Raw genomic sequence first — 18,411 nt, forward strand, 5'->3', positions numbered from 1 at the left:
GGCGCGGGTCGGTGACTGGGAGAGGTTGGCGAACGAGACGCCGCTGCCTCCGCCCGCCGAACCCATTCCCGTCGGTCGCGCGAGGCCAAAGTCCATGAGCTTGGCGCCCGAGCGCGTGAGCATGACGTTGCCGGGCTTGAAGTCGCGATGGACGATTCCGGCGCGATGCGCGCGGTCGAGTGCGTCGGCGATCTGGATGCCGAGCCGCAGCGTTTCGGCGAGCGGCAGCGGACCCTTCTCGAGTCGCTGTGCCAGCGTCTCGCCTTCGATCAGCTCCATCACCAGGTAGTCGGTTTCGCCCGACCCGCCCTCGCCGGGCGCCCGTCCCACGTCGTGCAGCGTGCAGATGTGCGGGTGATTGAGGCTCGAGATGGTGCGCGCCTCGCGTTCGAAGCGGGCGTGGACTTCGGGGTTCTCGTTCAGGTGCTGCGGAAGCACCTTGATGGCGACGTCGCGCCCGAGGCGCGTATCACGGGCGCGGTAGACCTCGCCCATGCCGCCGGCCCCGAGCGGCGAAATCACTTCATAGGGGCCCAGACGGGTGCCGCTGGATAGGCGCATGGCGACGCACAATACGCGATCCGGTAGACTTTGCCATCGAGCTCAGGCGAACTGAAACTCACGCAGACATCGCGATGCCAGGCATGCACGACTCGACACTGCTCGAAACCCTGCTCGACTCATGGGATCGGAACAACGCGATCCTCGTGAACCTGCTTCGACTCGTACCGGAGGGCGGATTCGAGACCAGCGCGGCCGAGGGCAGCCCGACGGTCGGGCAGCTGTTCACGCACATGCACTTCGTGCGACTCGCGTTCATCTCGGAGAACGCCCCCGAGTTCGCGAAGCCGGTGCCGGACGAATGGGTGGCCGAGCGCGATGTTGAACGTCTGGCGCTCATGTTGAACGAGAGTGCCGCGGCACTGCGCGAAGCAGTCAGCGGCCGATTGGAATCCGGCCTGCCGATGAACCAGCACTACGACCACCCGATCCTGTTCCTTCAGCACATGATCTGGCACGAGGGCTATCACCACGGCCAGATCAAGCTGGCGCTCAAGCTGACGGGTCAGCCGATCGCGGACAAGCAGGCGGGACGAGGGACGTGGGGCGTGTGGATGCGGAAGACGTGATGCGCAGATCGGTTGCTCTCGCTCGCGGACGGAGCTAACGTCGTTGCGTCGCCATCGAGCCTAGTTCCGGAGTCGCCCATGGACGCCGCCCAGGAAGTCACCCTGTTCGTTCCCGGCACGTTGCGAACCTTTTGCGAAGGCAAGGCGCAACTCACGCTCACGGTGACGGGCCTGCCGAACTTGCTCATGCAACTCGAGCGTCACTACCCTGCACTCCACTCCAATGTCTGTGATGAAACCGGGCGAGTGAGACCCCACCTCAACGTATTCGTCAACGCCGACAACGTGCGTGATCGGCAAGGCCTCGCGACCGCCGTGGCCTCCGGAGACGTCATCACGATCCTTCCTGCGGTCTCGGGGGGCTGAACATGGCGGACCGCGCGATCGTTGCGATTGGAACCAAGAAGGGACTGTTCGTTGCCGAGAGTGGCCGGTCGCGTCGCGGTTTCTCGCTCAGCGGTCCGTTCGGGGCAGGCGTGCCCGCGTACGCGGCACTGATCGACACGCGCGGCACACCGCGCCTGTACTTCTCGAGCTGCAACCCGTTCTTCGGCATGAAGGTGATGCGGTCCACCAACCTCGGGAAGTCGTTCAAGCCGACCGCGTCGGCCCCTGCGTTCGCGAAGAGTGACGGCCGCGCGCTCGCGAACATCTGGTCGCTCGAACCCGGCCCCGGCAAGAAAGACCTGTGGTGCGGCGTCGAGCCCGCATCGCTGTTCCGAAGCCAGGATGGCGGCGACTCCTGGGAGATGGTGTCCAGCATCAGCGATCATGCGCATGCGCGGCAGTGGCACCCGGGCAACGGCGGCCTGTGCATGCACACGATTCTCACCGACGGTCCGCGCATGCACCTGGGCATTTCCACCGGCGGTCACTACCTGAGTGAGGACGGCGGCGCCACGTTTCGCGCGGCCAATACCGGGGTGGGCGCCGGATTCACGCCGGACCCGTACCCCGAGTTCGGACAGTGCGTGCACAAGATGGCGCGCCATGACGACGCCCCCGGACGGCTCTACATGCAGAACCATGGTGGCTGGGCGAAGTGGGATGGGCCCGGCGGCCCGCGTCCCGACATCGGCGTGCTGCGGAGCGACGACTACGGCTCGACCTGGCGATCGATCGCCAGAGGCCTGCCATCGGACTTCGGCTTCCCGATCGTGGTGCACCCTCAGGACGCAGACACCGTGTACGTGATGCCGCTGGATCCCATGACGCGCACCTGCCCGGACAGCGCTCCGGCGGTCTGGCGCAGCGAGAACGGCGGCGACTCGTGGCGCAAGCTCGCCAAAGGTCTGCCGCGCAAGTCCAGCTACTTCACCGTGCAGCGCGACGGCATGGACATCGACCGCATGAAATCCCCTGCGCTCTACTTCGGTACGACGACCGGCCAGTTGTGGATCGGTCGTGAAGGCGGAGAGCAGTGGGAATGCCTGTTCGATTCGCTGCCCCCGATCCACTGCGTGAAAGTGGCGGTCGTGTAGCGGGGCGCGTCCCGGCGGGCCGACTCGATCCATGAGGCACACGCCGCACGCGGCGAGATCGCCGTCTTGCTGATGTTCGAGACGAGAGGGGTTGGCCATGCAATCCATCGAGCTCTTGCGCGTCAACTTGAGGCAGAGCAGAGATCGCACTCTGGCTCGAGTCGAAGAGATGCGAGAAGCGTGCGTCGTGTTCCCGACCTCGAACGGCGGCTGCCATACGCTGTGGGTCCTCGGGCACCTGGCTTACATCGAGCTGCTGGTGGTCCGCACCTTCATGCTTGGCGAACCGAACCCGCTCGCGCACTGGGAGGAAGTCTTCGACGGCGCGGATGTGAGCGGAGAGATCCGCCAATACCCTCAGTTTGACGAGGTGCTTGCCAGGTGTCGTGAGGTGCGCGCGTCGACTCTGGCGCTCCTCGAGTCGTTCTCCGAAGCCGATCTCGACAAGGCGAGCGTGCGAATCCCTGCAGGCTTCGAAGATACGTTCGGCACCTATCGCCTGTGCGTGCAGTATGTCGCCGACCATTGGTACATGCATCGCGGGCAGTTGGCCGATTCACGCCGATCAGCCGGATTGGAGCGAATGTGGGTGTAGACGTCACGCCCATCGAACTCGGACGCATCGAGGCGCTCTTCCGCTATCCCGTGAAGTCCATGGCCGGCGAGCGACTCGAAGCGGGCACAATGGACTGGCACGGCCTCGAGGGAGACCGGCGCCTGGCGCTGCGAAAGCTCGATGATCGCGGTGGGTTTCCGTGGCTCACCGCAAGCAAGCTTCCCGACCTGCTCCGGTTTGCACCACACCGCGATGGAAACGGCGATCAGGGAGCGCTTCCGACGCACATACGCACGCCGAATGGTGAAACGCTTCCGGTATACGGGGAGGAGCTCGCCACGGAGATCGAACATCGGCTCGGGGCTCCCGTGCAGATGATGCACATGAAGCACGGCATCTTCGACGAAGCGAGCGTCTCCGTGATTGCGTCCGATACGGTGGCGGAAATCACACGACTCGCGGGACAGAGCCCGGACGTACGACGTTTTCGCCCGAACGTTCTGGTTCGCCTGCTGCGCTCGGGTCCGTTCCAGGAGGACGCGTGGGTGGGCGGCGTGCTCCGCTTGGGCGAGGGGGTCGATGCGCCAGCCGTCGCCGTCACGATGCGTGACGTTCGCTGCTCGATGGTAAACTTCGATCCGGACTCAGCGAGTCCCGCTCCGGAAATGCTGAAGGCGGTCGTGCGCGTGCACGAGAACACCGCGGGAATCTACGGCACGGTCACTCGCATCGGGCGACTGGCGGTCGGACAGCCGATCTTTCTCCATCCTGCGTCCGAGAGTCCCGGAGGTCGCACATGAATCGACAGCGCCTGCACCACATCCTGTTCGCCGTGTGCCTGTGCCTCGCAATCGCGTTGCCCGGTACCGCGGGTGCATACCAGCAGGCGGATCTTCAAGGCGTCTGGGAATTCCAGAGCCTCGCGTCGGGCCCGGGTGCCCCGTGGTGGGAACGTTCGCGCGCTACGATCGCGAGCAACGGAAGCTTCATCGCCCACACGAACGACATCAGCGGCGGTGCCGACACGCTGCAGGCCTCACTCGCGCTCTCGCCCTCCGGCGTCGTCACGTTCGCCGGGTCGCCAGCGTTTCGAGGCGTTCTGGACGCGGGCACCACGGTCCTGGTGGGAACGGACACCTGGTCGAGCGGCAGCCCGGGCACGACCGAGCTCAGAGTGGGCCTCAAAATGGGTGTGGGTTACGCACTCTCGAACCTGAGTGGCCCATGGGAACTCAACATCATTGCCTCCGGTCCGGGCGCGCCATGGTGGGAACGCGGGCGAATCACGGTGGCGGCCGATGGCAACTTCTCGGGCACGTTGACGGACCATCTGGGCCAGCCGGATGCCAGTAGCGGCTCACTCGGCCTGACATCGGGCGGGATCCTGACCCTCGCGGGATCGAACACCGGCCGCGGAGCCATGGACGTCGGCAGAACCGTGATGGTGATGACCAGCACCTGGGACGGTTTTGCCGCTGGCACCGCCGACCTGACCGTGGGCGTGAAGATGGCGAGCAGCTACGCCCTCGCGGACCTCGTCGGCACGTGGGAACTGAACAGCCTTGCGACCGGCCCCGGCGCACCGCGCTGGGGGCGAGGCCAGATGACCATTGCCGCCAACGGCAGCTACGTCGGCTCGAGCACGGCGAGCAACGGCGAGAGCGGCCCGATCAGCGGCACTTACAGCATCACGCCCCAGGGCGTCGTCACGCGCGCGGGATCGAGCACGATCCGTGGTGCGCTCGATGCGGGCAAGACCGTGCTCGTTGGAACCGACATTTGGGCCACCACGAGCCCGGGGACCACCGAGCTCTTGATCGCAACCAAGATGGCGATCGGCGCGACGTCCGATGTGCCCTCCGAAGCAGCGCTCTCGTTTGCACTCGATCCCGTGCGCCCGAATCCTTCTCGCGCCAGCACGCTGACCTTTCGCCTTGCGCTGCCAGGTACGGCGCCGGCGCAGCTCGAACTGCTGGACGTGAGCGGCCGACGCGTGGCGGAGCGCGAAGTGGGTTCGCTGGGCGCGGGGCGGCACACAGTGGCGCTGGGCGCGGGGCTCCAGCTGGCACCGGGGGTTTACATGGCGCGCCTGCGGGCGGGTTCGAGCGTGCGCGTTGCGCGAGTGGTGGTGCTCGACTAAAGCTGAAGTTTCCCTCGAAGTGGACGCCAGTTTGAAGCCGGAGTAGGTTGACCACTTCGGGCAGGCGTTCCACAACCGTCAGTCGGCTATGGCCGCGACGACGGTACTCCCGCAACGAGTTCACGATGGTGTTCGAAAGGCGAGTGCCGAACCGGTGAATAGGCTGCCTACACGGATTCCCTTACCGTCCGCCCTCGTGGTCGCTGTCATGATCGCTGCCGCTGCGCTCTCAAGCTGCACCGCGATCGCGGCTAGGCGATTGGAACCGAGGCCAATCGATCACGATCGTGACCATGGCATCGCCTACGGTCCCCACCGTGATGGTCAGCGGCCGGGGGGCGTGAAACCGAGCCCGACCCAGATCGCGGAGGATCTTCGCCTCCTCGCTCGTCATTGGCGAGCGATCCGAGTCTACGGATCCGCAGAGCTGGGGGAGACCATTCTGCGCACGATTCGGGACGAGCGGCTCGATCTTCATGTGATGCTCGGTGCGTGGATCGCCATGGAAGAGACCGTTCCTGACAGCAGCGGCGCTGCCAAGCGGTATCCCGATCGCCGCGCGGAGAACCGCCGCGAAATCGAAGCAGCCGTTCGCCTCGCGCACGACTACCCGGACATCGTGTCCTCAGTCTGCGTCGGCAATGAAACCCAGGTGACCTGGTCCGACCACCGTTGCCCGCCGGAAGTGCTGCTTGGCTACCTGCGAGAAGTGCGTCGACGTACGCGCGCCCCCGTCACCACCGCGGACGATTTCAACTTCTGGAACAAACCCGAGAGTGAGCGCGTGGCGCGCGAGTGTGATTTCATCGTGCTGCACGCGCACCCGCTATGGAATGGACTGCAGCTCGAGGAATCCATCGAGTGGATTCGAGGGGTGCTCACGAACGTTCGCACCAGGCATCCCGACCGAACCGTCGTGCTCGGCGAAACCGGGTGGGCGACGCAACGCAGCGAGTCGGGTGAGCAAGCGATGCTCATGAAGGGGCGAGTGGGCGAGGCGGAGCAGGCGCGCTTCTACATCGCGTTCGGCGAGTGGATGCGGGGCGAAGGAGTCTCAACGTACTTCTTCGAGGCGTTCGACGAGAACTGGAAGGGCGGCGACCGTCCGGACGAGGTCGAAAAGCACTGGGGCTTGTATCGTGCTGATCGCACTCCGAAGGCCGCGATGGCAGGGCGTGCCGTCGGCCACTGAAGACTTGCGGTTCGCGCTCACCGCCGCTCAATCCCGAAACAATCGGTCCTCTGGAATGCCGACCTCGATGCGCTCGATTTGGCCGCGCCGTGACCACAAGTCACGGCTCTCCGCGCGATCGAGCCAGCACCCCGGCTTTTCGCTGACCAGCCCAGCCTCCCTCACGACTCGGACCCAACCTTCGCCAGCCACGCGCGCATACACGATCGGAACCTGGCAATAGGAAAACGCGAGCGCTTCCGAGGGCACCGACAGCGATCGCCTGGTGCCGGCCAGGTCGAAGTAGCTGTAGGTTCCCGGCTCCTTCAAGAAATCATCGGGTTGGAGCATCCACGGATCGAATCCCACGGCGCCATCGCGGACCTGCACACCCAGCTCGCCAAAGCGGGTGAGGATCTCTTCTTTGACCTGCCCCGTCATGCCCGGTTGTTGTGCCCCCGCATGAGACGGGGTGTGTGAGTAGGGGTCGGTCGGAAACGCACCGTATTCAATCACCGATTTTTCGAAGCCCAGCCCGCCCCGAATTCGGTAGTAGTCGCGCATGAGCGAGTCGCCGAGAGTTGAATCGACACCGGGCTCATGCGCCGCCAACGCGACTTCCTGAACGGCCAACAACAGTTTGGCTATCATGTGCCAGTAGACGCAGCCGATTCCCTCGTACGAGTAGATCCTCTCGGAGCGTCCCATGAACGTCTTGTGGGCAAACACCTCCGCGAATAGGTCGAGGAGAGCTGCTCGGTTGCGCGCGACCGCACCGGCCCAGCGTTCGCGCGGTTCCAGCCGATCGAGAGCGCTCGCCACATCACCAGCGTTGCCGAAGCTCGCATGGAATCGCAGCGCTCCGTCGGCATCTCGTTCGACGATCGACGTGTCTCTCGCGGTGAGCAGCTCGTTCACAAGTGGCACGGCGCGACTCTGCGCTTCCGAGATCACGTTGCGTTCGAGAAATGTCGGCAGCGTTCGCGTTGGTGACAACAAGAAGCTGTTCAGATCCGTGCGGTACAGAGGACTCGCGAACAGACTCGTCACCAAACGCGTGGCATCCCCCGCGTCGACGAGCCCTGAACTCATGGCGGCCACCTGCCCTTCGAGCATCAATCCGAGCCGCCGCACGGTCGCGCGGGTGCCGTCTTCGGCGATCGTGAGTAGGTTGTACGAGTGGTAGAGGCCGTCACCCCGGAGGTTGGATGCGATCGCATGCTCCACATGGCTGCGCGCGACTCGACACCATGCGAACACCTCGCGCGCGTCGAGCGTCGACTTGGCACCGAATCCATGCGCGTAGAGGCGTTGGCGGTAGTTGGAGAACGAATGGCCGAGCGCGTCCATGATTTGCTTGCGCGTCACATCGTTCAGATCACCGGCCTCGAGCGTCGGCTCGTGTTGATGCAGGATCGCGGCGACTTCGCGCATCCATTCGACCACCTCGACCGCCACCTGTGCCTGCGCCTGTGGACGTTCGCTGAGCAGCGCTTCGAGGAAACTCAGGTATCGCCGCAGGTAGCACAGCGTGACCACGGAGAGTCCACTGCCGACGAGCGCGTTGTTCGCGTCGTTCCATTCCGGTCTTTGGGTGTTCATCCAGATGCCGCCGTCCGGGACCAGGCACGACATCTTCGACAGCGCGGGAACCAGGAGTTTCTCCATCAGGCTGGCGTGATGGACCGTTCCGTCGCCAGCCTGGAGAAGTTTCCCGTCATCGCCGATCGCCGCCACTCGATCCGCGATGCGGGCGTTCCGAACCGCGTCGAACTGAATCGTCGCCCGAGGGTTCGCGAGCAATTCGGCATACGGCTTGAGCCGGTAGGGCACATCCGCGTAACTGAAGATCTCCTGCCCGAGCCAGTCCTCCAGGGCACCCGGAGTGTGGCGGCGCATCGATTCAAGGAACTTGAGCAGGTAGATGATCTGGTGATCGCCCCAGTATCCGATACCGCCCCACGGGTCTCGCGAATCGAGCAGCTCCCAATCCACCCCGTCACGAGTGATGCGATACGGGTTGAAACCGTCCACGGTGGAGGCGTTCAGAAACTTTGCCACGAAGCTGGGAATGAACGTCGGGAAGCTCAGCGAGAGCGCTTCCCAGTTCTGGAACACGTCACGCCAATTGCCCTCGTAACGTAGCGCCCGGCTGCCGTCCGGATTCCGGACCGAGATTTCAAATCGATTCCATGGCCGGCTCGGGTCGCCGTGCCGGCGGCCGAAATAGAGTGGCAGGTACTCGAGACCCAGTCGCCTCAGATCGGAATTGCCGGAGGACTCGACCGCGTCGAGAAGCTCCCCGACATGCGGCCGCTCGCTCAGGCCACCGAGGAGCCCGCGATGTCGAGCGGCGACGCCGCGATTGCGGGCCCGCACAAAAGCGACGAAGTCCGCGCGCGGGCAGGTATCGTTCTCAACGAACACGCCGCCCCGCAAGTTGTTGAACATCACATTGGCGAGATGATGCGCCGCGGCGTTCGAACGCCCGGTGAGCTGAAGGCCGTCCGCACTACCCACGATGCCGAGCAGGTTCGCGCTCGCGACATCGAGCGAGCGGACGACCCAGTCGCCCAAATCCGAGCGTTGCAGCAACCGCGCGCGCAGTCGCGCCACTTCGACATGGCTGCGATTCGCGTCGACCGCAACGTGCCACTCGAGCGTGGCGCCCGGTGCCAGCGTGAACTCGGACATGGCAAGATAGTTGCCGCGTTGTCCCGCGAGGACCGTCTGCTCACCCACCCACTCGCCGCGGCGAAAGGCCTTGAGCGCATCGAGTGAGAGGGCAACCCTGAACTCCGGCAGCCCGTGGCACCACACGGTGCTCGCGCGCAGCTCCTCACCGGGTTCCGGTCGATCGCTGATCCGTGACGTCAGCGAGACCGTGGCAAGTCGAGACGCGAGGTCCAGGTCCACACGCTTGTAGGCATCCACGAGGCAACTGGAATGCTGGTAGAGCGGAAGGGGGGCGCCGCTCGGCAACACGTTTCGGAGGCCATCGAGCAGCGCGACGACCACCGGTTCTCGTCCGAGATTCGTGAGGCTCGCGGTGCGCACCCACCCCGTCGCGTCGCTGCCACTCCACCGATAGCGGAAAGCGAGCTGCGCTTCTTCGTGGACTTCCTCGAACACGAGTCGATTCCCAAGCGCGCTCTTGCTGAGCGATCGCTGGAGTGCTCGCGCGCTTCGCTCGAAGGGTGCGAGCGGCTCCCAGGAGAACGGCGCGCGCGTGCCGCGCTGACACTTCACCACGGTCACGGGACCGGTATGGTGGGGTGAGTCGTACAACCGATCGACAGTCTCGTAGGGAAAGACCGCACCCTCGGGGTCCCGACGACCGGCCGTAAGGCCACCGTTTGAAGCCACGAACATCCACAGGTCCGTGTCGGTCGGCAGGTTCATCAAGAACGGTGGGAGCGCGTCGACGGTATGAATGCGGAAATAGTCTTCGTCGTCGCGCACGAAATGCTCCCCCGACGGTGCGAGCCGATCAGGAGCGGGCGCGGTCGGCCACACCGAGTCGAGGGACTTGCCGGGAACCGTGGTCATTCGGTGACGATCAAGCGCCTCGTACTCACGGTGCCCAGGGCGCGAAGTCGAGCCAGGTAGAGGCCGGGACGCGCACGCGCGCCGTCATCGCTCAGTCGATTCCACCCAACCTCATGCGCTCCGGCCCCCAGCACCCCACTGACGAGGCTGCGAACGCGTCGGCCAGAGATATCGTAGATGACGAGCTCAACGTGCCCGGAGACGGCCGTCGAATAGCGGATAGTCGCAGCCGACGCGAATGGGTTTGGCATCGCCGCCGTCAGGATCGCGAGCGGGCCAGACGGCGGGGCGAGTGGCGGCACCGCAACGATCTGGCACGTTCCGGAGGGGCATGCAGGCCGGAAGGTGAATGCGTCGAAAACCGTTTCTTGCGTCGCGGTTGGAGCCGCCAGTTGCCACATGTTCAGGTGAACTCGCGGCGCCTCGGGGCGCGGGATGTGCGCGCCTGTGTAGGTCCAGGACGCGATCATGTTCGCCGTGGATTCGGCGTCCGGTCCACCACGCCAGCTGCGGTACTCGACTCGCCCCGGCAGCCAGCGCATGGCGTGGCTGGTGAGCTCGCTGTCCGCGAAAGTCACATTGAAGCGCACTAGATTTCCGGCCCCGTTGAAGGGCTGCGCCACGAACTGCATGTTCGCGTTGCCCGGGTTGCCCCAGCGACTGAACTCGACGTCGATTTCGTTGTACGGGTTCCACCACAAGTAGTTCACGTCGTAGCAGGCACCGTATTCCCAGAGAAACAGTCCCAATACCGTGTTGACGTCGAACTGGTCGAGGCGCCCGCGCGTCGTGAACACGTAGTCGCCGTACCCCAGAGCGTCGTTCAGCACGACCTCGCTGCTGTGCCAGGACGCACCGATCTTGTGAATCGTCATGTGGAGCCGACCAACGGCATCGACCCACACTGCGTTGCTGCCATTGTCGAAGAGATTCGGGCCGGGTCCGTAGAAGCCCGGCCCCTTCACGCGCCAGACACGGCCGCTGAAATCCACCGTGCGACCGCCCGGGAAGTCGCTCCACTGCAAGCTCTCGAGCGTGGGCGGCCCCATGCTCACGCACGTTGGGGCGTCGAACAGCACCTGGGGCGTCGGATCCGTTGGCCCCTGAAGCACTCCGAGCACGAAGTGAATCGACGCCGTGCCAGTGGGCGCCGCCTGACTCTCCACGGAGTACACGCGCCACACATCGGTGGGCGTCGAGGCGGCGGCGGCGGCGTGGGACTCGTACGAGATCAGGTTTCCGCTCGTGCCGCGCCACTCGATGTTCAGAATCGCCTGCGATCCGCCGGTGAGCGGAGTGGTGGACGAGTGAAACACGTTCACGGAAGTCGACCAGCGTTTGCCAGGAGCGCAAGCCATCGCCTGCCAATAGCCCGAGACATTCCAAGTTCCGGAGTTCGGACCGGTGACCCGGGCCGCGCGGCCGCCATGCAACGCGCTCGTCGACGAACCGACCGGACCGAACTGATTCCACCCGGCAAACACGGAGCCCGCGGAGCCCAACACTTCGAAACTGGGGTTCGCCAGCATGCACTGCGCCGCGAGCGGAGGGGCGATCAAAAACAGGAGCCATGCGCACATCGCTCCCGTCAGCAGCCTCCTGTCCTTTTGCATTTGAAGCTCCCGCCGATGCTGCGACGCGCAAGTGATCCAGTGCCGAACCCGTTCCTGGGCGCACCGGGCGAAGGGCGGCTGCGCGCGAGGCATCCGCCCTCTATTTTGAGTCAGCGGCCGAGCACCAGTTTCCGTACCTGCCGTCCGTCCACCGTCTGGAGGACGCACTGGTAGACACCACTCGGAGCGCTCTGCCCATTATCGGATCGGCCGCGCCAGACCACTGAGTGGGAACCAGGTTCCGCCGGCCCATGGAATAAGGTCGCCACACGGCGTCCCGTGATATCGAACACGCTCAAGTCCGCGACGCTTGCGCGCGCAATCGAATACTCGATGCGAGTCGAGGTCAGGAACGGATTGGGAGCGGCCGTACGAAGCTCGAGACGCTCGCGGCCTGGAGCATCCGTCACGCCCGTCGGAACCAACGGGAGCCAGGACAGGTTGTCGTAGAAGACTCCCGACCCTGCATAGGCAGTCGCCGTGTTGGAGAAGCCGAACTGAGCGATCTGTCCCACCATACTGGGGAAGATACTGAGCTGGATTGGAAACGTCCCCCAGGACGTCGGAATCGTGGTCATGTCTGAGGTGACGAAGTGAGTGGTCGCGAATCCAGCGTTCGGATCGAGGGTCTTGACGAATGCGAACGCCGTGGATGGGCTGACGAGATTTCCGAGCTTCGCGTCGAACGTGAATACCCAGGTCTTGCCGACATCCGCGGCGCTGATCGTCTGTTCGCGGAATACATTCGCCTCGATCAATCGGTTGTTCGCGTGGTCGAGGTTGTTGTAGTCGTTGTAGACGCTCAGCTGCTGCGCCCCCTGAGGTACGCCACCTTGTCCGGCGTCGATCGCGCAAAAACCGCCGCCGGGATTCGGGGCCGGGAACGCGCCGTACCCGTAGATGAACACGTGCGCAGGCGTGTATACGTTCCCGTAGACCAACCAGCCATCGTTCTGAAGCGCAGCCGGGTCCGTTTGCACCAGACTCTCGAAGTCTTGAGAGTAGGAGGCGAGGCTCGCGTGGCTCGCCGCCGGTGCGAGCGACACAAGGGCGACTGCAAAGACTGCCATCGTTCGAAGCGACATCGCGGTGACCTCCAGGTGGAAGTGAATCTCGGCTCGACGAAGCTCCCTGCGCTCCGAGTTCCTTGACACTCACAGCATGATCCTAGACTATGTTCGACATGCGAACAAAGTACTTTCGTGGAGTGTTCACCGCGTCATGAGGGACCACGCGCCCTCTGTTCCGCCGCCACCCATGCTCGAGGTCGTGGGACTGGGGAAGACGTTTACCTCCAAACGGATATTCGCCGCGGCCACACAGGTCTGCGCGGCCCGGGACGTCTCGTTCCGCATCGATCGGGGCGAAGCGGTTGCGCTCGTCGGAGAGTCGGGGAGCGGAAAGAGCACCATCGCGCGCATTCTGCTTCGGCTCGAAACGGCCGATCGGGGCGAGATTCGAATCTTGGGAGAGGACGTGCTGGCGGCGGAGCCGCACCGCGCGACTCTCGCGTATCGCGGCCGCGTTCAGATGGTGTTCCAGGATCCGTTCGGCTCGCTCAACCCCGTTCACAGCGTCGGGCACCACCTCGAACGACCCCTGGTTCGCCACGGCTCGCTCAACCCTCTTCACAGCGTCGCGCACCACCTTGAACGGCCGCTGGTGCGGCATGGCGAGCGGCTCCGAGGTTCCTCGCTCCACTCGAAGGTCCTCGAGCTATTGAAGACGGTCGGCCTCGACCCCCCGGAAGAATTCGTCAACCGATATCCGCACGAATTGTCTGGCGGACAGCGCCAGCGCGTCGCAATCGCAAGAGCGCTCGCAGTCGAGCCCGACATCTTGGTCGCCGACGAGCCGACTTCCATGCTCGATGTGTCGATACGGATGGGCATCCTCAATCTTCTCGCTCGGCTCAAACAAGCGCGTGGCCTCGCGATTCTGCTTATCACGCATGATCTCGCGTCCGCGCGGTACCTGGCCGACCGTATCCTGGTCCTCTATCGCGGCCGACTCGTCGAGAATGGCCCCAGCGAGCAGCTCGTGGACTCGCCCGCGCACCCGTACACGCGCGCACTCCTGGCGTCGATCGCGGAGACCTCCCCGAAGTTGGTCGCCACCGGGGCCGCGCAACCGGCACCGGCCGGGCCCTCGGGTCTCGGCTGTCCGTTCGCTGCGCGGTGCCCGGATCGAATGGAAGTGTGCTCGACATCCGATCCTGAGCCGCGCACTCTAGGAGATCGCGCGGTGCGATGCCACCTCTATCCGCCCACCCCGCTGCCGGTGCGGAGCTGAATCGTGAGCGCGCATCGCAAGACCGACGACTTCATGTGGGGCGTTGCGACCTCCGCGCAACAGATCGAAGGCGCGTTCGCTGAAGGCGGACGGGGCCAGTCGATCTGGGATCGATACGCGTCGACACCGAACCACATCCTTGACGGCTCGGATTCCCGATCGGCATGCGATCATTTTCATCGCTGGCAGAACGATATTGAGCTGCTCGAGTGGCTCGGCGTGGGAGCGTACCGCCTGTCGATCTCGTGGCCGCGGATTCTCCCAACGGGAAGCGGAAACGCGAACGCGGCGGGACTCGACTTCTACGACGCACTGATCGATCGGCTGCTCGCCTGCGGCATCCAGCCGTTCGTAACGCTGAACCACTGGGATCTGCCGCAAGCGCTTCAGGATCAAGGCGGGTGGACCTCGCGTTCCATGGTGAATGCGTTCGCCGACTACGTTGCCATTGTCAGCCGCCGGCTCGGCGACCGCGTCGGGCATTGGGTCACCCACAACGAACCCTGGTGCATCGCTCACCTGGGGTATCAGGAAGGTGTGCATGCGCCCGGATTGCGCGATCCCGGTGCCTCGTTGAAGGTGGTTCACCATTTGCTGCTCTCGCACGGGCGAGCGATCGAAATCCTGCGTGGCTATTCGCCGGGAGCACAGCTCGGGATCGTCCACCTCGCTACGTCTGTGCATCCTGTGTCCGATTCGGACGCAGATCGAGACGCCGCGCGCCAACTCGATGGTGCGTTCAATCGCTGGTACCTCGATCCCCTCTACCGCGATGGCTATCCAGAGGACGCGATCGCGGATCACGTCGGGCTGGGCCACCTGGCGAACTCGGATCTCCCGTTCGTGCAGTCGGGCGACTTCGAGATCATTCGGACGCCGACCGATTTTCTGGGGGTCAACTACTACAGCCGCAGCGTGGTGAAGCGCGGCCCCACCGGCGCTCCGCTCGCGATCCAGGTCGTGCCCGACCACGAACTCACGGCGATGGGTTGGGAGGTCTATCCGCAAGGCCTCCACGAAGTGCTCACGCGCATTCACGCGGACTACCGCCCAGCCCGCATCTACCTCACGGAGAACGGCGCGGCCTACGACGACGGGCCCTCGCCGTCGGATTCGCTGTCCGACCCTCGCCGAGTGGATTACCTGCGAACCCACGTCGCTGCCGCACAGCAGTCGGCCGCAGAGGGAGTGCCGCTGCACGGCTATTTCGTGTGGTCGCTCATGGACAATTTCGAATGGGCTCAAGGACTCTCGAAACGTTTCGGGCTCTTTCACGTGGACTTCGAGACTCAACGCAGAACTCCGCGCGAGAGCGCATTCTGGTATCGCGACCTGATTTCGTCCGGGGCCGTTGATTCGGCCTCCCGGCACGTCCAAACAAGGAGAAGCCCGTGAAGCTGCCTGCATGCATCCGGTCGCATTGCGTGGCAACGATCCTCTGCCTCCTGGCCACCGTGCTGGCGACCCGGGCGCCGGCAAGTGCCATGGCGCAGACCGACTCCGCTCTGCGGCGCCCATCGGTTCGCGTGTTCAGCGACGACACGGGAAAGCGCCTCCAGGTGGGTGGGCACGACTTCTTCGTGCGCGGGATGAACTGGGATTACACGCCCATCGGTCAGAACTACGCCTTCGATCTGTGGCAGCAGGCCGACGAAGTCATCACCGCGGCGCTCGACCACGAGATGTCCTTGCTCGCGGGCATGGGAGTCAACACCCTTCGCATCTACACCGGAATCCCGCCGCGCTGGGTGCGTTACATCTACGACCGCTACGGGATCTACTGCATCATCAATCACCCGGTTGGGCGCTACGGCTACACGCTGGACGGGGTCTGGCGGACTTCGGTTGACTATTCAGAACTGCGCATGCGGGCCGCGCTGGCCGCCGATGTCGCCGCCATGGTCGAGACGTATCGTGGCACGCCCGGAGTGCTGATGTACCTGCTCGGCAATGAGAACAACTACGGCCTGTCGTGGAGTTCGTTCGAAATCGAGGCGCTGCCCAAGGGCGACCGCGATACGGCACGCGCGCGGTTCTTGTACTCGTTATTCGGTGAGATCGCTCGCGCCACCAAGGCAAGGGACCCGGGAGTCCCGGTGGCCATCGCGAATGGTGACCTCCAATACATCGACGTGATCGCGGCGGAGTGCAAGGGCATCGACGTATTCGGCACCAACGTCTATCGCGGCATCTCGTCTCGAGACTTGTTCCAGGTCGTGCGCGACAAACTCCACGTTCCTCTCCTGTACACCGAGTTCGGCTCGGATGCCTTCAATGCCCGCGACATGCGGGAGGACCAGACCATGCAGGCGCGCTACCTGATCGGACTCTGGCGCGAGATCTACGAGAAGAGCGCGGGTCACGGCCAGGAAGGCAACGCCATCGGTGGTTGCGTGTTTCAGTGGTCGGATGGCTGGTGGAAGTACAAACAGGAAGAACGACTCGACGTGCACGACACGAACGCCTCGTGGCCGAACTCCGGTTACACCGAGGACTACGTGCAAGGCGAGAACAACATGAACGAGGAGTGGTGGGGGATCTGCGCCAGGGGATACCCCGACAGTCGCGGCCTCTACGAACTCTATCCGCGCGCGGGGTACTACGCGCTCCGCAAAGTGTTTGAGCTCGATCCCTATGCTCCGACCACCACGAACGAGGTCATTCGCGCGCACTTCGACGCGATCACTCCGAGCGTTGCTGCGCTCCAGGCGCGCGCGGACCGCGCGGCTCTGGCCACGAATGCGCTCGAACGCGTGCGCGTATCCGGCGTTCGACTGCAGTTCGAGACCATCAGCACCGGCGCGAATCTCACCCGACCTCCGCAATTCGGTGATCCCTCGTTCCGAGGGTTCGACAAGTTCCAATCTTTCTACACCGATCTCCAGGCCAACCCATCACCGGCCGTGACCGGAAAGCTGTCGCTCAACGTGCGCGGAAACGTGCCGACCAACACGATCGATCAGATCTTTTACGAAAATCGGAGTACCGATCGCGTGAAGGTCTACCAGTCGAGCCTCAGCTGGGACGACCGTTGGTTCGGGCTCGATGGGTTCTACCGCACCGGCCACTTCCACTGGGGCTACGAAGGTGACTTCTTCGGCCTCTACCGTGAAGCCAACTACGGACCGAACGTCGACACCTACGACGCAGAAGCCCCGGTGGGCGTCGAGATGGCGGCCAAGCGTTCGCTGTCGGGGCTCAAGCTCGCGTTCGGCCCTCAACTCTGGTGGGGCGCCCCGCCCGCCGCATTGCTCAAGTACCGGCGCCAGGTGGGACGCTTCGACGCGACCGCAGTCTACGAGAAGGATATCGATACCCAGGGCGCATTTACGATCGTCGGTTCATCATTCGTGGCTCTGAAGCCAACGCAGAAGGGAGCGCTGCATCTCAAGACGGCTCACGGTCCCTTCACCCTCGAAGCGGGTGGCATCTGGGCAGGCGCAAACTACTTCAACGACCCGTTCCCCGTTTCCGACGGCAGCGGCGACTCCTACCGGCTGCTCCAAGACCGCGTGCATACGGCCGACGAGTTCGGCGGCAAGTTCCGCGTTTCCGCTGCGCAGGGCCGGCTGCAGTGGTACGTGCAGGGGGCCTCGATGGGCCCGGTGGCAGAGGGTGGGCCGACCGGAACCAACAACTATGTCGGATGGACCTTGAAGGATTCGGGGCTCGGCAACCAACGCAATGTCATCGGCGGTTTCGCCTACGGCGTTGGGCACTTTCAATTCGGCCCGAATTTCCTGTGGCAGAAACCCATCGTCGCACCGCTCGCGAAGGACGACCGCAATCAGGGCGTCCAGCGCAGCCTGCTGGACAGTCCTTTCGCCGTGCGCGGCAATCGCGAGATGACGGCGGGCGAAATCATCGTCGCCTACGACCCGACGCCCGCCACCTGGCTGTTCGCGTGGGACAACGACGTTCGCGAGGATTCCCGGTTCGCCGGCAGCGTGGGGTTCGTCTACAAGCACATGCCGACTTCCATGGACGCCGCGATCGGCTTTCTCTCGGATGGAGTCACCCCGTTCGTCTTCGACGGCTCGACGCCACCGCGCGACCTGTGGGAAGTGAACGGCCGCGGCGTCTCGCGTCTCGGTACCAACCTGCGAGTCGTGGTGCACGCCTACGTGGGTGTCGCGGAGCCGACCCTTTCGCCGGATCCAAGGCTTGTCCGGCGTCGCGGTGCGGACATTCGACTCACGGGGGGCAGCACCTCGTTGACCGCGTACGCCAAGTTCGACGACTTCGGCCCCTACGACTTCTTCAGAGACTTCAACCTCACGTATCCGGTTCAGCTGATGGGCGATCTCTCACACACGCTCGGCTCCCCGCTGTGGTTCGAGACGAATCCACAAACGCGCATCGGAGTGCGTGGAACGTGGCGATCGCTCGACTCGTACTCCCTGCGTTACATCGGAATCACGGGAGACCCGAACGGAAACGAGTGGGAAGTGCGGACCTACGTGCGACTCGCGATCTAGT

At 64.3% G+C, this 18,411-nt stretch carries 14 protein-coding genes; 10 read left to right on the forward strand and 4 right to left on the reverse strand.

From position 1 onward, the window contains the following. A partial coding sequence (locus HOP12_02855; protein NOT33089.1) for a serine/threonine protein kinase occupies positions 1-561 on the reverse strand: 561 nt, incomplete at its 3' end. Between the two features lie 74 nt (positions 562-635). On the opposite strand from HOP12_02855, the gene HOP12_02860 reads away from it, so the two are divergent. The 7 genes from HOP12_02860 (at position 636) to HOP12_02890 (ending at position 6,499) form a co-directional block, all read left to right on the forward strand. Next, the gene (locus tag HOP12_02860) at positions 636-1,130 is read left to right on the forward strand and encodes a damage-inducible protein DinB (protein ID NOT33090.1); all 495 of its coding nucleotides are present in this window, start codon (positions 636-638) and stop codon (positions 1,128-1,130) included. Positions 1,131-1,208: 78 nt separating this feature from the next. Beyond that, on the forward strand, positions 1,209-1,496 hold the full coding sequence (locus tag HOP12_02865) for a molybdopterin synthase sulfur carrier subunit (GenBank protein ID NOT33091.1): 288 nt from the start codon (positions 1,209-1,211) through the stop codon (positions 1,494-1,496). Positions 1,497-1,498: 2 nt separating this feature from the next. Then, a complete protein-coding gene (locus HOP12_02870) occupies positions 1,499-2,611 on the forward strand; it encodes an exo-alpha-sialidase (GenBank protein ID NOT33092.1) in 1,113 nt (370 codons plus the stop codon). A gap of 97 nt (positions 2,612-2,708) precedes the next feature. Next, positions 2,709-3,206 (forward strand): DinB family protein, encoded by a 498-nt coding sequence (locus HOP12_02875; protein ID NOT33093.1) that lies wholly within the window; start codon positions 2,709-2,711, stop codon positions 3,204-3,206. Further along, positions 3,197-3,967, forward strand: coding sequence for an MOSC domain-containing protein (locus HOP12_02880; protein ID NOT33094.1), 771 nt, complete (start codon positions 3,197-3,199; stop codon positions 3,965-3,967). Before HOP12_02875 ends, HOP12_02880 begins: the two co-directional genes overlap by 10 nt. Next, positions 3,964-5,307 (forward strand): T9SS type A sorting domain-containing protein, encoded by a 1,344-nt coding sequence (locus HOP12_02885; GenBank protein NOT33095.1) that lies wholly within the window; start codon positions 3,964-3,966, stop codon positions 5,305-5,307. Before HOP12_02880 ends, HOP12_02885 begins: the two co-directional genes overlap by 4 nt. Positions 5,308-5,647: 340 nt before the next feature. Beyond that, entirely contained in the window at positions 5,648-6,499 is an 852-nt protein-coding gene (locus HOP12_02890) for a glycosyl hydrolase family 17 (protein NOT33096.1), read from the forward strand. Between the two features lie 27 nt (positions 6,500-6,526). Here HOP12_02890 and HOP12_02895 read toward each other — a convergent pair whose 3' ends face one another. From HOP12_02895 to HOP12_02905, 3 genes are all read right to left on the reverse strand, one after another. After that, positions 6,527-9,940: a hypothetical protein gene (locus HOP12_02895; GenBank protein NOT33097.1), complete on the reverse strand. Its 3,414-nt coding sequence runs from the start codon at positions 9,938-9,940 to the stop codon at positions 6,527-6,529. 83 nt (positions 9,941-10,023) lie between these two features. After that, positions 10,024-11,808 carry a T9SS type A sorting domain-containing protein gene (locus HOP12_02900; GenBank protein ID NOT33098.1) on the reverse strand — a complete coding sequence of 595 codons (1,785 nt, stop codon included), beginning with the start codon at positions 11,806-11,808 and terminating at the stop codon, positions 10,024-10,026. Then, positions 11,751-12,725 (reverse strand): T9SS type A sorting domain-containing protein, encoded by a 975-nt coding sequence (locus HOP12_02905; protein ID NOT33099.1) that lies wholly within the window; start codon positions 12,723-12,725, stop codon positions 11,751-11,753. Before HOP12_02905 ends, HOP12_02900 begins: the two co-directional genes overlap by 58 nt. Before the next feature lie 172 nt (positions 12,726-12,897). Between HOP12_02905 and HOP12_02910 the strand changes: the two genes are divergently transcribed. The 3 genes from HOP12_02910 to HOP12_02920 are packed head-to-tail and all read left to right on the forward strand — an operon-like array spanning position 12,898 to position 18,410. Next, on the forward strand, positions 12,898-13,932 hold the full coding sequence (locus tag HOP12_02910; GenBank protein NOT33100.1) for an ABC transporter ATP-binding protein: 1,035 nt from the start codon (positions 12,898-12,900) through the stop codon (positions 13,930-13,932). A 33-nt stretch (positions 13,933-13,965) separates the two neighbouring features. Then, entirely contained in the window at positions 13,966-15,327 is a 1,362-nt protein-coding gene (locus tag HOP12_02915; protein ID NOT33101.1) for a beta-glucosidase, read from the forward strand. Further along, on the forward strand, positions 15,324-18,410 hold the full coding sequence (locus HOP12_02920; GenBank protein NOT33102.1) for a glycosidase: 3,087 nt from the start codon (positions 15,324-15,326) through the stop codon (positions 18,408-18,410). Before HOP12_02915 ends, HOP12_02920 begins: the two co-directional genes overlap by 4 nt. Position 18,411 lies beyond the last annotated feature (1 nt).

The sequence above is a fragment of the Candidatus Eisenbacteria bacterium genome, assembly GCA_013140805.1.
Lineage (GTDB): Bacteria > Eisenbacteria > RBG-16-71-46 > RBG-16-71-46 > RBG-16-71-46 > JABFRW01.

Bases quoted from the DNA above. Each gene is read 5' to 3' on its own strand.
- HOP12_02885 (NOT33095.1), top strand. From the start codon at position 3,964: ATGAATCGACAGCGCCTGCACCACATCCTGTTCGCCGTGTGCCTGTGC.
- HOP12_02905 (NOT33099.1), bottom strand. From the start codon at position 12,725: ATGTCGCTTCGAACGATGGCAGTCTTTGCAGTCGCCCTTGTGTCGCTC.
- HOP12_02865 (NOT33091.1), top strand. From the start codon at position 1,209: ATGGACGCCGCCCAGGAAGTCACCCTGTTCGTTCCCGGCACGTTGCGA.
- HOP12_02910 (NOT33100.1), top strand. From the start codon at position 12,898: ATGCTCGAGGTCGTGGGACTGGGGAAGACGTTTACCTCCAAACGGATA.
- HOP12_02875 (NOT33093.1), top strand. From the start codon at position 2,709: ATGCAATCCATCGAGCTCTTGCGCGTCAACTTGAGGCAGAGCAGAGAT.
- HOP12_02870 (NOT33092.1), top strand. From the start codon at position 1,499: ATGGCGGACCGCGCGATCGTTGCGATTGGAACCAAGAAGGGACTGTTC.
- HOP12_02860 (NOT33090.1), top strand. From the start codon at position 636: ATGCCAGGCATGCACGACTCGACACTGCTCGAAACCCTGCTCGACTCA.
- HOP12_02915 (NOT33101.1), top strand. From the start codon at position 13,966: ATGTGGGGCGTTGCGACCTCCGCGCAACAGATCGAAGGCGCGTTCGCT.